This is a genomic window from Microterricola viridarii (genome assembly GCF_900104895.1).
In the GTDB taxonomy this organism is placed as follows: domain Bacteria; phylum Actinomycetota; class Actinomycetes; order Actinomycetales; family Microbacteriaceae; genus Microterricola; species Microterricola viridarii.
The window spans coordinates 3,768,083-3,781,809 of the sequence record NZ_LT629742.1 but is presented as its reverse complement, the minus strand read 5'-3'; the positions used below and the strand labels follow the sequence as shown (position 1 = coordinate 3,781,809).

Annotated in this window: 11 protein-coding genes; 5 read left to right on the top strand and 6 right to left on the bottom strand. The window is 71.6% G+C overall.

Going from position 1 to position 13,727, the window contains the following annotated elements; all coding sequences use genetic code 11:
* The first annotated feature begins 148 nt into the window (after nucleotides 1–148).
* The 3 genes from aceA (at nucleotide 149) to BLT62_RS17305 (ending at nucleotide 3,851) form a co-directional block, all read left to right on the top strand.
* Entirely contained in the window at nucleotides 149–1,519 is a 1,371-nt protein-coding gene (gene aceA, locus BLT62_RS17315; RefSeq protein ID WP_083365189.1) for an isocitrate lyase, read from the top strand.
* 25 nt (nucleotides 1,520–1,544) lie between these two features.
* Nucleotides 1,545–3,218 carry a malate synthase A gene (gene aceB, locus BLT62_RS17310; protein ID WP_083365188.1) on the top strand — a complete coding sequence of 558 codons (1,674 nt, stop codon included), beginning with the start codon at nucleotides 1,545–1,547 and terminating at the stop codon, nucleotides 3,216–3,218.
* A gap of 99 nt (nucleotides 3,219–3,317) precedes the next feature.
* Complete coding sequence (locus BLT62_RS17305) at nucleotides 3,318–3,851, top strand: GNAT family N-acetyltransferase (protein WP_083365187.1); 534 nt, start codon at nucleotides 3,318–3,320, stop codon at nucleotides 3,849–3,851.
* Between the two features lie 140 nt (nucleotides 3,852–3,991).
* Here the strand turns inward: BLT62_RS17305 and BLT62_RS17300 are convergent, their stop codons facing one another.
* Nucleotides 3,992–5,404, bottom strand: coding sequence for an MFS transporter (locus BLT62_RS17300; RefSeq protein ID WP_083365186.1), 1,413 nt, complete (start codon nucleotides 5,402–5,404; stop codon nucleotides 3,992–3,994).
* Nucleotides 5,405–5,460: 56 nt separating this feature from the next.
* On the opposite strand from BLT62_RS17300, the gene BLT62_RS17295 reads away from it, so the two are divergent.
* Entirely contained in the window at nucleotides 5,461–6,417 is a 957-nt protein-coding gene (locus BLT62_RS17295) for an ArsR/SmtB family transcription factor (RefSeq protein ID WP_083365185.1), read from the top strand.
* Between the two features lie 34 nt (nucleotides 6,418–6,451).
* Here BLT62_RS17295 and BLT62_RS17290 read toward each other — a convergent pair whose 3' ends face one another.
* Both BLT62_RS17290 and BLT62_RS17285 read right to left on the bottom strand, forming a co-directional pair.
* A complete protein-coding gene (locus BLT62_RS17290) occupies nucleotides 6,452–7,873 on the bottom strand; it encodes a cryptochrome/photolyase family protein (protein ID WP_083365184.1) in 1,422 nt (473 codons plus the stop codon).
* A 2-nt stretch (nucleotides 7,874–7,875) separates the two neighbouring features.
* Nucleotides 7,876–8,856, bottom strand: coding sequence for an NADP-dependent oxidoreductase (locus BLT62_RS17285; protein WP_231919282.1), 981 nt, complete (start codon nucleotides 8,854–8,856; stop codon nucleotides 7,876–7,878).
* 219 nt (nucleotides 8,857–9,075) lie between these two features.
* Between BLT62_RS17285 and BLT62_RS17280 the strand changes: the two genes are divergently transcribed.
* On the top strand, nucleotides 9,076–10,752 hold the full coding sequence (locus tag BLT62_RS17280; protein ID WP_197675151.1) for a M20/M25/M40 family metallo-hydrolase: 1,677 nt from the start codon (nucleotides 9,076–9,078) through the stop codon (nucleotides 10,750–10,752).
* Between the two features lie 115 nt (nucleotides 10,753–10,867).
* Here the strand turns inward: BLT62_RS17280 and BLT62_RS17275 are convergent, their stop codons facing one another.
* From BLT62_RS17275 to BLT62_RS17265, 3 genes are all read right to left on the bottom strand, one after another.
* A complete protein-coding gene (locus tag BLT62_RS17275) occupies nucleotides 10,868–11,635 on the bottom strand; it encodes an alpha/beta fold hydrolase (protein ID WP_083365183.1) in 768 nt (255 codons plus the stop codon).
* The gene (locus BLT62_RS17270) at nucleotides 11,635–12,252 is read right to left on the bottom strand and encodes a YqaJ viral recombinase family protein (RefSeq protein ID WP_156786500.1); all 618 of its coding nucleotides are present in this window, start codon (nucleotides 12,250–12,252) and stop codon (nucleotides 11,635–11,637) included. The genes BLT62_RS17275 and BLT62_RS17270 overlap by 1 nt, the downstream gene beginning before the upstream one ends.
* 223 nt (nucleotides 12,253–12,475) lie before the next feature.
* On the bottom strand, nucleotides 12,476–13,666 hold the full coding sequence (locus BLT62_RS17265) for an ROK family transcriptional regulator (protein ID WP_083365182.1): 1,191 nt from the start codon (nucleotides 13,664–13,666) through the stop codon (nucleotides 12,476–12,478).
* Between the last annotated feature and the right edge of the window lie 61 nt (nucleotides 13,667–13,727).

Below are 13,727 nucleotides of genomic sequence, written 5' to 3'. Positions count from 1 at the left end.
GAGGAGTTCCGCCGCACAGAAATATCGCGAAAGTTCACCCCCGGATTCGCCGGGTGCGGCTGCCAGCGGCGGCGCAGAGTGGGTTCAAGCCAGAACCGAGGCGGCCAGAACGGCCCGTCTCACCCGCACCGTTCGTAAGGAGAACACCATGACGCACGCCAGCACCAGCCCCGAGGCGTTCCCCCAGTCGGCACGGGCCGGGGATCAGACGCAGACCGCCGAACAGCTCGAACTCGAGTGGGCGGCCGACCCGCGCTGGGAGGGCATCCGCCGCGACTATACCGCCGCCGATGTGATCGCGCTGCGCGGCCCGGTCCGGGAGGAGCGCACGCTCGCCCGGCGCGGCGCCGAGAAGCTCTGGGGCGAGATCCAGAACAACGGCACGCCGGACGAGCCCCGCTGGGTGGCCGCCCTCGGCGCGCTGACCGGCAACCAGGCGGTGCAGCAGGTGCGGGCCGGCCTCAAGGCGATCTACCTCTCCGGCTGGCAGGTCGCTGCCGACGCCAACCTCTCGGGGCAGACCTACCCCGACCAGTCGCTCTACCCGGCCAACTCGGTTCCGGCGGTCGTGCGCCGCATCAACAACGCGCTGCTGCGTGCCGGGCAGATCGAGTTCGCCGAGGGGGACCCCTCGACGCCGACAGGCTCAGCCGACGGGGAGCCCATCGACTGGATGGCGCCGATCGTCGCCGACGCCGAGGCCGGCTTCGGCGGACCGCTGAACGCCTATGAGCTGATGGCGTCGATGATCGAGGCCGGGGCGGCCGGCGTGCACTGGGAGGACCAGCTGGCCAGCGAGAAGAAGTGCGGCCACATGGGCGGCAAGGTGCTCGTGCCCACCGGCCAGCACATCCGCACCCTCAACGCGGCCCGCCTGGCCGCGGATGTCGCCGGCGTGCCGTCCATCGTCATCGCCCGCACCGACTCGCTCGCCGCCACGCTCATCACCAGCGACCACGACGAGCGCGACAAGCCGTTCATCACGGGGGAGCGCACAGCCGAGGGCTTCTACCACGTGCAGAACGGCATCGAGCCGGTCATCGCCCGCGGCCTCGCCTACGCACCGTACGCCGACCTCATCTGGGTGGAGAGCGCCGAGCCGGACCTCGAGCTCGCCCGCCGCTTCGCCGAGGCGATCCACGCCGAGTTCCCCGGCAAGCGCCTCGCCTACAACTGCTCGCCGTCGTTCAACTGGAAGCGCCACCTGAACGACGAGCAGATCGCCACCTTCCAGCGCGACCTCGCCGCCCTCGGCTACGCCTTCCAGTTCATCACGCTGGCCGGGTTCCACTCGCTCAACCACTCCATGTTCACGCTCGCCCAGGACTACGGCACGCGGCACATGAGTGCATATGTCCAGCTGCAGGAGGCCGAGTTCGCCTCGGAAGCCTCCGGCTACACCGCAACCCGCCACCAGCGGGAGGTCGGCACCGGCTACTTCGACCGGATCGCCACGGCGCTCAACCCAGACAGCGCCACCCTTGCCCTCGTCGGATCGACCGAGGCCGAACAGTTCTAACACTTTCCACGCAAGGAGCCAGACCATGAACACGACCGCAACACTCACGGAGCCCCGGCCGACGACCGCGTCCGTGCCCACCTTCCCCGCGCACGACCCGCGCATCGAGGTCATCGGCGAGATGGGCCCGCGCTACGCGGAGATCCTGACCCCGGAGGCGCTGCGCTTCCTCGCCGCGCTGCACGACCGCTTCGCCGGCATCCGCCACGACCGGCTCGCCGCCCGCCTGCAGACCCGGGTGGACGCGGCCAACGGCCGTGACCCGAAGTTCCTGCCCGAGACCGCGCACATCCGCGCCGAGCCCGGCTGGCGGGTCGCCGGCCCCGGCCCCGGCCTCGAAGACCGCCGGGTCGAGATCACCGGGCCGACCGACCGCAAGATGGCGATCAACGCGCTGAACTCGGGCGCGAAGGTCTGGCTCGCCGACCAGGAGGACGCCACCAGTCCCACCTGGCAGAACGTGATCGAGGGGCAGCTGAGCCTGCTCGATGCGCTCGCCGGCACGCTCAGCTACACCAGCCCGGAGGGCAAGGAATACACGGTCACGCACGACATCGGCGGGCCGGACACCCCGACGATCGTGATGCGGCCGCGCGGCTGGCACCTGGTCGAGAAGCACCTGCGCTTCCACGACCGGGCGGGCCGCTCGATGAGCGCCTCCGGCAGCCTGGTCGACTTCGGGCTGTACTTCTTCCACAACGCCACCCGGCTGATCGAGCTCGGCAGCGGTCCGTACTTCTACCTGCCCAAGCTCGAGGGGCACCTCGAGGCGCGGCTGTGGAACGACATCTTCGGCTTCGCGCAGGACTACATCCACATCCAGCGCGGCACCATCCGGGCGACGGTGCTGATCGAGACGATCCAGGCCGCGTTCGAGATGGAGGAGATCCTCTACGAGCTGCGCGAGCACTGCGCCGGGCTGAACGCCGGCCGCTGGGACTACATCTTCTCCATCATCAAGACGTTCCGCTCGCGCGGGCGCCGCTTCGTGCTCCCCGACCGCAAACAGATCACGATGACGGTGCCGTTCATGCGGGCGTACACCGAGCTGCTCGTCGCCACCTGCCACAAGCGCGGCGCCTATGCGATCGGCGGCATGAGCGCGTTCATCCCGAACCGGCGCGACCCCGAGATCACCGAGCGCGCCCTGGAGCAGGTCGCCGCCGACAAGCGCCGCGAGGCCACCGACGGCTTCGACGGCACCTGGGTCGCCCACCCCGACCTCATCCCGACGGCGCGCGCCGAGTTCGACCTGGCCTTCGGGGAACGCAACAACCAGTTGCACCGCACGCGTTCCGAGGTGAGCGTCACCGCCGCGCAGCTGCTCGACATCGGCTCCATCGGCGGGCAGGTGACCGAGTCGGGCGTCTACGGCAACGTCGCCATCGCGCTGCGCTACATCGAGTCGTGGCTGCGCGGCATCGGAGCGGCCGCCATCGACAACCTGATGGAGGACGCGGCGACCGCCGAGATCTCCCGCTCGCAGGTCTGGCAGTGGGTGCACGAGAACACCGTGACCGCCGAGGGTCGCCGCATCGACCGGGCCTGGCTCGGCGAGGTGCTGGCGCAGGTCGCAGGCGGGCTCACCCGCTTCGACGGCGACCGCTTCGACGACGCCGTCGAGATCTTCACCACGGTGGCGCTGGAGGCGGAGTTCCCGACGTTCCTCACGGTCGGGGCGTACGCCCGGTTCCTCTGAGCCGCTCCGCTGGGTGAGCCTGTCGAAACCCGGTTCCGACAGGCTCACCCAGCGGGCCGTGCCCGCCCATTCCGGTGCGGGCCGCACTATCCTGTTGCGATGACAGCCGTGAGCGTGCGCCCCGCCGATCCCACGGATGCCGCGGCGCTCGCCGAGGTGGCCGCCGCGACGTTCCGCCTGGCCTGCCCGCCCCAGACGACCGAGCAGGCGATCGCCGAGTTTCTGCGCGACGTGCTCTCGGTCGAGCGCTTCGCGGAGTACCTCGATGATCCGACCCGGCTCGTGCTGCTCGCCGAGCAGGGCGGGCGGCCCGTCGGCTACACCCTCCTCGTCTTCGGGGACCCGAGCGACGCCGACGTGGCCGCGGCGGTCGGCATCCGCCCCACCGTCGAGCTCAGCAAGTGCTACGTGTTGGCCGAGGCGCAGGGGGCCGGCGTCGCCGCCTCGCTGATGGCGGCCACCCTCGACGCCGCCCGGCAGCGCGGGGCTGCCGGCGCCTGGCTCGGCGTCAACGAGCAGAACGCGCGGGCGATCCGCTTCTACGAGAAGAGCGGCTTCGCCGCCGTCGGCCGCAAGCGGTTTCTGCTCGGCGGCGTGTACGAGAACGACCACGTGCTGGAGCGGGCGCTCTAGCGGCCGACGTCCCGGGTTGTTGGCTTCGGTCGCAGGCTCCCTCGAGCCAACGTGGTGCTGACTGCCCGGGTTGTTGGCTTCGGTCGCGGGCTCCCTCGAGCCAACGTGCTTCTGCCGCCCGTCGTGCCCGAGGCTCCTGGCTAGGCAGAGGCTGCCACCGGTGCCGCGCGCCGCGCAATCACCCAGATGCCGATCGCCGAGGCGACGAAGAGCACGGCCAGGATCGCCCAACCCAGCAGCCCGAGTTCGAGGGCCGTCGCCGTGATGACGAGAGGGGCGAGCATGGTGCCGAGCGAGAACCCCATGCCGAACATGCCCTGGTAGGCGCCGGCTCGCGACGGCTCGGCCAGCTCGAAGCTCAGCCCCCAGGTTCCGGCTGCGGAGAGGATCTCGGCGAAGGCGTGGAACAGCGCGCCGCCGAGGAGCAGCACGATCGCGACGCCCGCTCCGACCCCGGCGCTGGCGGCCGCGGCATCCGGGCCCGCCGCCAGCGCGTACAGCCCGCAGGCGATGAGCATGAACGCGCCGGCGATGAGCACGGCCCGGCCGGCCTTGCGGATGTCGTCGCTGCCGCGGGAGAGCGGAATCTGGAGGGCGATCACGATGACCGTGTTGACGATCAGCAGCGCGGACACCATGACGTCGGGGGCGGCAGTGTTGTGCACGATCCAGAGCGGAACGCCGATCTCGCCGAGTGCGAACTGCATTCCGAACACCCCGGCCAGCGCGGTCAGCGCCAGGTAGCGGCGGTCGCGGAACGGTGAGCGCGCGGCGGCTGCGGCGGTCGCGGCGGCCTGCCGGGCCGTCGCGACCTCGTGGGCCGCGATCGCCGCGGTGTCGGCGTCGACGGCGAGCCGGGCGCGACGCTCCCGTGGGGGCGCATCGACGCGGGCGGGCAGGCGCAGCAGCTGTACGGCGCTCAGCAGGTAGACGACGCCGGCCGCGATCATGAGGCCGCGGTAGGCGTCGATCGTGCCGGCGAGCAGGGCGAGGCCGCCGATGGCGCCGCCGGCCGCGATGCCGATGTTCGTGATCGTGCGGAGGATGGCGCGCGTGGACACCCGGTGCTCCGCGTCGAAGGCGCGGGCGATTATCGCCGAGCGGGTGGAGTTGCTGGCGCGGTTCAGTCCGGTGGCGATGCACGCCAGCAGCAGGGCCATGCCGAAGTCGCCCGCGAAGGGGTAGGCCGCCATCGCCAGTCCCTCGAGGGCGATCAGCACAACGAGCATGCGCCGGGCCGAGAAGACGTCGGCGAAGTGCCCGCCGGCATAGGAGGTGGCGACGCCGACGCCGGAGGAGATCGCCAGGATCAGGGCGATCTCGCCGGCGTCTAGGCCGACGAAGTGGGTGAAGAAGAGAACGGTGAGCGTGTAAAAGATGCCGCGGCCGAGCGTGGAGACGAGCGTGGCGCCGGCGAGCACGCGCAACACCGGGTCGGCGAGGGCCGCGCGGATGCCGCCGGGGCGCCGCTCCGGGGTGGGGGAGGTGCCGGCGGCATCCGCCCCGAGGGCTGGAACGGTCTCGATGCTGTCGGTGGCGGGGCTGGTGCTCATGCTGCATTTCTCCCACGCGCGGAACATCCACATGTATTGATGTAGCGTCTTGCTACATGTTGCGATTCGCGTTGACGGAGGCCGACCTCGGCAATGTGCGCTTCGGGCTCTCCCCGCTCTGCGAGCTCGGCCTCTCGCTGCGTGCGCTGCGCGACCCCGCCAGATACCCGCTGCAGCTGCCCTGGCTTCGGCGCACCGAGCAGGCGCGGGCCGGCCTCGACCTCGACGCGCTGATGGCGTTGGTGGACGAGCGCTTGTGGACCCCGGACTTCCTGAACCCCCGGCCACTCTCGCCGCTGACCCGCCTCAGCGACGAGCTCGACGTGCTGCGCGCGCTGCCCAGCCAGCGGTTCACCGAGCAGCTGCTCCTGGTGCACCAAGGCCGGATGCCGGCCGCGCTCGACGGCCCGCCGCGGGCGGCGATCGCACGGATGGTGACCGCGCTGGAGGGGCTGTGGGCGGCCGGCTTCGCCGAGTACTGGCCGCGGATGCGCACCATCCTCGAGGCCGACATCGTCTACCGGGGCCGGCAGCTGGTGCAGTACGGCCTGTCCACGATGCTGAACGGGCTGGCGCCGACCGCCGACTTCGACGGCCGGGTGCTCACCGTGCGGCTGCGCGACCCGCTGGACCGCGACGTGGCGGGCGGCGCGGGGCTCACGCTCGTGCCCACCATGTTCACCAACCGCGCCTCGGCGCCGATCGACCCCACCGAGCCGCCGACGATGTTCTACCCGGCCAGGGGGCAGGGCGCGATGTGGCAGGCGGAGCGGGCGGCGAACCCGGCGGCGCTCGCCGCAATCGTCGGAGAGGCGCGGGCCAGGCTGTTGATCGCGCTCGGCGAGCCGTCCTCCTCGACCGAGCTGGGCATCCGCTTCGGGGTGTCGACCTCGGCCGTGAACCAGCACCTGCGGGTGCTGCGGGAGGCCGGTCTGCTCACCTCCACGCGCTACGGGCACAGCGTGCTCTACCTGCGCAGCGCACTCGGCTCCGCGCTCGTCGCCGGGGGATAGGGGTCGCCCGGGCCGCGGGCGCGGGCTGGCGCGACTAGGCGGGCGCGGGCGCGGAGTATTTGGCGTGCTTCACTCGGTCGTAGGCCGCGAGCGCGGCCCGGCGGCTCTCGCCGAGGTCGACGAGCGGCTCCGGGTACTCCGGCGTTCCCCACTCGGGCACGTGCCTGCGCACATAGCTTCCGTGCGGGTCGAACTTCTGCTGCTGCAGCACCGGGTTGAAGACGCGGAAGTACGGGGCGGCATCCGCGCCGGACCCGGCGACCCACTGCCAGTTGAACGGGTTGCTCGCGGCATCCGCGTCGACGAGCGTCTGCCAGAACCACTCCTCGCCGTGCCGCCAGTCGATCAGCAGGTTCTTGCTCAGATAGGACGCCACGACCATGCGCACCCGGTTGTGCATGGTGCCGGTCGCCCAGAGCTCGCGCATGCCGGCGTCCACGAGCGGGACCCCGGTCTGGCCGCGCTGCCAGGCGGTCAGCGCGCCCTGGTCGAGCGGCGGCCACTCGAACGCGTCGAACTCTCGGCGCCAATTGACTCGGTGCAGGTCCGGCGCGTGGAAGCTGACATGCGCCGCGAACTCGCGCCAGCCCAGCTGGCGTAGGAACGTCGAGGCCGCCCCCTCGGAGCCGATCCGCCCGGATGCCGCGGCGGCGCGCACCCGCATCGTCTCGTGCCACACCGTGTGCGGGCTGATCTCGCCCCAGCGCAGCGCCGGCGACAGGCGCGAGGTCACGTCCTCGGCCGGCTCGTCGCGCTGCTCGGGGTAGAGCGGCAGCTTCTCGTCGAGGAACTCCGCGAGCAGGTCGAGGGCCCCCTGCTCGCCCGGCCGCCAGGCGGCGCGCAGCCCGCCCGCCCAATCGGGCGCGCTCGGCTGCAAGCCCCAGCTGTCCAGCGGCTCGCTCTGCACCGGCGGACTCTGCACGGCCGCGCTCTGCAGTGAGCCGGCCGGTCGCTCCGGCGCGGGCAGTGGGCGGCGCGGCTCGGGCATCGAGCTGGCCCGGCGCCAGAACGGCGTGAACACCGAGTAGGGCTGGCCCGCGCCGGTCATGAGCGTCCACGGCTCGTAGAGCAGCGAGGCCGCATGGCTCTGCACGTGCAGCCCTGCCGCACGCAGGCCGAGTTTCAGTGCCGCGTCGACGGTGCGCTCCGCGCGGCCGTAGCGGCGGTTCCAGAACACGGCGTCTGCCGCGGCCTCGGTCGCGACGGCCGGGAGCACGGCCTCGGCGGCGCCCCGGCGCAACACCAGCGGCACGCCGATCCGCTCGAGGCTGGCGCGCAGCGACTGCAGGCTCTGGTGCAGCCACCATCGGGCCGCCCCGCCGAGCGGGCGCACCCCGGGCGAGACCTCGTCGAGCACATAGACCGCGACGACGCGGGTGCCGCGGGCCATTGCCGCGGTGAGCGCGGGGTTGTCGCCCACCCGCAGGTCGTCGCGGAACCAGACCACGGCCGTCATGCTCACTCGAGTGTCTCGTCCACGCGCAGCACGAGCTTGCCGCGCACGTGGCCCGTCTCCTGCAGCCGGTGCGCCTCGGCGGCCTCGGCCAGCGGGAACACCCGCTCGATGTGCGGGCGCACCTGGCCCTGCTCGATGAGCCGGCCGATCACGCCGAGCGTGCGGGCGTCGGGGGCGATGTTGTAACCGGTTGCGCGGATGCCGCGGGCCGCGGCATCCGCGGCCATGCTCGGCCAGCTGCCGGTCGGGGCGTTCACCAGCAGCCCGCCGGGGCGCAACACGTCGAGCGAGCGGGTGCCGGTGTCTGCGTGCACATTGCCGATCAGGTCGATGACGACGTCGATGTCCCGCACGCGCTCCTCGAAGCGCTCGCTGCGGTAGTCGATGACCTCGTGGGCGCCGAGCCCGCGCAGGAACTCGGCGTTGCCGGCCGAGCCGGTCGCCGTGACGTGGGCGCCGAAGAAGCGGGCGAACTGCACCGCGAAGTGACCCACCCCGCCGGCGCCGGCGTGCACCAGCACACGCTGGCCCTGGTGGGCCTTGCCCAGCTCGACGACCATGCCCCAGGCGGTGAGGGCGGCGACCGGGAGGGCGGCGGCCTCGGCGAAACTCAGCGCGGCCGGCTTCGACAGAACGCTCATCGACGACACCGCGATGTACTCGGCGTAGCTGCCTCCGCCGCGCGGGTAACGGCCCATTCCGAACACGGCGTCGCCGGGCTGCAGCGGGTGCGCGGCATACGGCACCTGCTCCACCACGCCGGCGAAATCCAGGCCGAGCACGGTCGGGAACGACTCGATCGCGGCGGACGTGCCGCGGCCGGCGCGGGTCTTCACGTCGATCGGGTTGACCCCGGCGGCGACGACGCGCACCAGCACCTCGTCGCTGATGCGCAGGGGCCGCGCGGTCTCGGCCAGGTGCAGCTCGTCTGCCTCGCCGAGGCGGTCGATGACCGCCGCGCGCATGGTGTTCTGCTTCGACATCCGCTGCTCCTCGTGTGCTCTGTTCCGCTGACTACGCTAACGCAACGCATCGCGGGGTCTCGCTGGCTCCCGCCCCGCTTGGCCGCCCCGCGCGCGGGGCAGTCGGACTCCGTTTATAACGATTTGGGGGTGATTTTGGTCGCCGACGCCCGCGCTGGGCAACCCTACTAGCCATGAGCATTGTGCCCCAAAGGGGGTACAAGCGGATGAGGAGATATCGTGCGCAAGAAAGCAATGGTTCTCACCGGTCTGGTGGTGGCGGCCTTATTGGTGCCCGCTGCGCCGGCGCTGGCCAACGGCAACGGAAATGGCAACAACGGCAAGGGCAACAGCAACAGCCAGCAGGGCAACAACGGCCCGAAGGGCAACAACGGCAATAACGGGAACAACGGCAACAACGGGAATGGCGGCGGCAACAACGGCAATGGCAACGGCAACGGCGGCCAGAGCACCGACAAGTTGCTCAAGGCCGTGACCGCGAACGGCATCCTGACGCATGCGCGGGTGCTGCAGCGCATCGCGAACCAGAACGGCGGAACGCGCGCCTCCGGCACGCCGGGCTTTGACGCCTCGGCGGCCTATGTCAGCGATCAGCTGCGGAAGGCCGGCTACACGGTCACCGAGCAGCCGTTCGACTTCCCCTACTACGAGGAGACCGGCCCGGCCGCGCTCAGCCAGCTGTCGCCGAGCCCCACGGACTACGAGGTCGCCACGCTGGACTACTCGGGCAGTGGCTCCGTCACCGGCACCCTCGTGGCGACGTTGAACACCGTCGTCCCGGCTACCCCGACGCCGAGTTCGGCATCCGGATGTCTGCCGGAGGACTTCGCGCCGGCGTCGGCAACCGAGCCGCAGATTGCACTCATCCAGCGCGGCACCTGCACCTTTGAGGTGAAGGTGGCCAACGCTGTTGCGGCCGGCTATGACGCGGCCGCGATCTTCAACGAGGGCAACCCCGGGCGCACCGACCTTCTGACCGGCGTCACCCTCGGCGCACCGGCAGCGGTGCCGGTTGTCGGGCTGAGCTACGCGGACGGAGCGGCGCTCTACACGGCGGCACAAGGTGGTGCTGTCACGCTCTCGCTGAGCACGTCGACGATCTCCGAGACCCGCACGACCAAGAACATCCTGGCTGACTCGAAGAAGGGCGACGCCGGCAAGGTCGTCGTCGTCGGTGCGCACCTCGACTCGGTGCTCGCCGGACCGGGCATCAACGACAACGGCAGCGGCACCGCCACCATTCTCGAGACCGCCCTCCAGATGTCGAAGCTCAACATCAAGCCGCAGCAGAAGCTGCGCTTCGCGTTCTGGGGAGCCGAGGAGGAGGGACTCCTGGGATCCACCCACTACGTCGCCAACCTCAGCGACGCGGAGCTCGGGACCATCTACGCGAACCTGAACTTCGACATGCTCGGATCCACGAACTACGTGCGATTCGTGTACGACGGAGACGGCTCGGACGACCCGGACGGACTCTCGGGCCCTCCCGGATCGGCGCAGATCGAGACGGTGTTCACCGACTACTTCGCCTCGAAGGGGCTGGCCAGCGCACCGACGGCATTTGACGGGCGCTCTGACTACGGGCCCTTCATCGAATCCGGTATCCCTGCCGGTGGGCTGTTCAGTGGTGCAGAAGGCCTGAAGACCGAGGAGGAAGTCACCCTCTTCGGAGGCACGGCCGGTGCCCCGTACGACGCCTGCTACCACCAGGCCTGTGACACCATCAACAACCTCAGCACTGCAGCGCTGAGCGAGCTGGGTGACGCCGCGGCACACGCCACTATGACGCTGGCCGTCATGAAGACCGGATTCTTCGAGGACGGCAGCCGCATGGCGGCCCGCGCGCAGATCACGGCCGACAGCTTCGACTACGCGGGCAGCCACCTGCGCCGCTAAATCGAGGCACCACGACGAGGCCCGGGTTCCGCGCGAGCGGGGCCCGGGCCTCTCGGCTGCCCGGCAGCGGGCGGGGGAGTCGATCGCGGGGCGGGGGAGCTGCGTGCGGCGCGGCTCAGTCGACCGTGCGCAGCCATTCGGCGAGGCCCGCCCGCAGCGCGGCGGTCTGCGCGGGCTGCGAGTCGTCGCGGGCGGGCACGGTCAGCAGCTCGGCCCCGAGCCCCTCTGCCCACTCGGCAGCCACGGCCACGGGGTGCACCGGGTCCCGCGGCGCTGCGACCACGAGTGCCGGCACGCCGCGGGCAGACAGCGCCGCGAGCTCGGCGGTGTCGCGATAGGCGCGATTGCGGGGAACCTCGGTCAGCCGCACGGCCCGCGCCACGGCATCCGGGGCGGTGAACTGGCCGAGCAGGCCGCGCCCGCCGGCCGGGGAGGCGGCGGCGACCTCCTGGTAGAGCGAGCTCTCGCGGAAGGACTCGACCCCCTCAGCGGGGCCCAGGCGGGTGAGCAGCTCGGCGATCACCGGGAACGCGTGCAGGTTCGGGGGCAGCGCCTCGCTCGAGAACGCCGGCCGCACGAACACGGCCCGGCGCACCGGCAGCAGCTCGTCGAGGGCGATGCGCAGCGCGAGGGCGGCGCCCATCGAGATGCCGATCAGGGTGACGGGTTCGCCCGGCGGCAGCGCGGCGCGGGCGGATGCCGCGAGCTCTGCGGCCAGGGCGGGCAGTGTGAAGTCGGCCGCCGACCCGATCAACGGCGAGGCGCCGTGGGCGCGCACATCCAGGGCGACCACCGACTCCGGGGAGTCGGCCAGCACCGGCCCGAACAGCTCGAGCGGCTGACGCCGGTCGGCGCCGAGCCCGTGCAGCAGGAGGGTGGCCATCAGGGCACGTAGAGGGCGCCGGGTCCGTAGAGCTCGCGCGCCTCGGCGGCCCGGGCCGCGCGGGCGGAGGCCGCGGCCTGCGCCTCCAGCTTGCGCGCGGTGCGGTCGCGCAGCTCGTCGACCAGCTGCCCGGCCAGGCCGATCAGCAGCGCGATCTGCTCGTCGTCGCGGTCGACCCAGCGCGAGAGCGGCTCCTCGCCGATCGGCACGAAGTTGTCGTGCTGCTCCCACACGACGAGGGTGCGCTCCGCGCCGAGCACGTACTGCTGCCACCACACCTGGCGCATGTACGGGCGGGGGATGCTGCGCCACGCCTTGCTCGTGGTCTTGATCTCGGCCAGCTCGACCCGGCCGCCCGTGCGCACCGCGATGCCGTCCGGTGTGGCCAGGTGCAGCCGCTCCTCTGCGGCGTGGAACAGGCTCGAGCTCGGCTCGATTCCGTGCTCGCGGCGCACCCACTCGGCGATCACGGGCTCGCGGGCGCGGCCGTGGTCGGTCCAGGAGTTTCCGCTGAAGCTCGAGCCGTTGAGCTTCTCGAAGGCGGCCGACTGGATCGACCGCGGGGTCGAGAGCTTGGCGACATCCGTCGCCGTGATGCCCCGCGCCCTGGCGTACATCCACGCGGCGCGGTCACCGGAATCGGCCACGATGCGCGTCAGGCAGGGGGCCACGGATGCCGCGGGGGCCTCGCCGTGCAGCGAGCCAGCACCGTCAGAATCGGTGTCGAACAGGCCCAGCACAGCATCACTCACCCCTCCATTGTCTCTCGGCGCGCGCCGCTGTGTGCACCCGACCGGAGAATCTGTCGGCTCGCCGGGCGGTGCCGCTGCCGGTCGGAGCTCAGGCGCGGGGTGAGAGGGCGTCGACTCCGGCCGGGGAGAGCGCGTGGTGGATGGCGAGCATGCTGGCGCCCAGCACCGCCGCGTTCTCGGCGGCCGAACTCTGCACGATGGACAGGTGCTCGGTGGCCAGCGGCATCGAGCGGGTGTAGACGATCTCGCGGACGCCGGCGATCAGGTGCTCGCCCGCGCGCGCCATCGAGCCGCCGATGGCGATAACGGAGGGGTTGATGAGGCTCACCGCGGCGGTGAGCACCTCGCCGATGTCGCGGCCGGCCTGCCGCACGGCCTGGATCGCCTCGATGTTGCCGCGCTTGACCAGCTCGATGACGTCGCGGCTCGAGGCCACGTCGAGCCCCGCCTCGCGCAGCGCCTTGGCGATGGCCGGGCCGGAGGCCAGGGCCTCCAGGCAGCCGCGATTGCCGCAGTGGCAGGGGATGCCGGCGCCGCGCGCCACCTGCACGTGCCCGATGTCACCCGCGATGCCCTGGGCGCCCCGCTGCAGCAGCCCGCCGGAGATGACGCCGGCGCCGATGCCCGTGGCCACCTTGACGAACATGAGGTGCTCGGTGTTGGGCCAGGCGAACGCGCGCTCGCCGAGGGCCATGATGTTCACGTCGTTGTCGACGAGCACCGGCACCTCGAGGTGTTGCTGCACCCAGCCGGGAACGTCGAAGCGGTCCCAGCCGGGCATGATCGGCGGGTTCACCGGCCGCCCGGTGGAGTGTTGGACCGGGCCGGGCACGCCGACCCCGATGGCGATGAGGTCGTGGTGCGGCCGGCCGAGCTCGTCGAGCAGCTGCCTGGCCGCCGACACCATCCAGCCGAGCACCGCCTCTGGACCGCTCGCGATGTCGATGTCCTCGTGCACCTCCCCGAGGACGACGCCCGCCAGGTCTGTCGCCGCCAGCGTCGCGTGGGTGGCGCCGAGGTCGGCGGCCAGCACGATGCGTGCCGAGGCGTTGAGCGCGAACTGCGAGGAGGGGCGGCCGCCGGTGGACGCCGCGTCGCCGACGGGGGAGATGAGCTCCAGCGCCATCAACGTCTCGACCCTGGCCGCGATGGTGGACCGGGCCAGCCCGGTGAGCGCGGCGAGTTCGGCGCGCGTACGGGGCTGCCCGTCGCGCAGCAGCTGAAAGAGCTCGCTGGCGCCGGAGCTCCCGAGCGCGGAACCGCGGTTTAAGTCGACCATGGGCACAGTAAATCACATCGGCTTACAGGAGTTGATAAAGGCGAAGCTGAATCGTGACAAA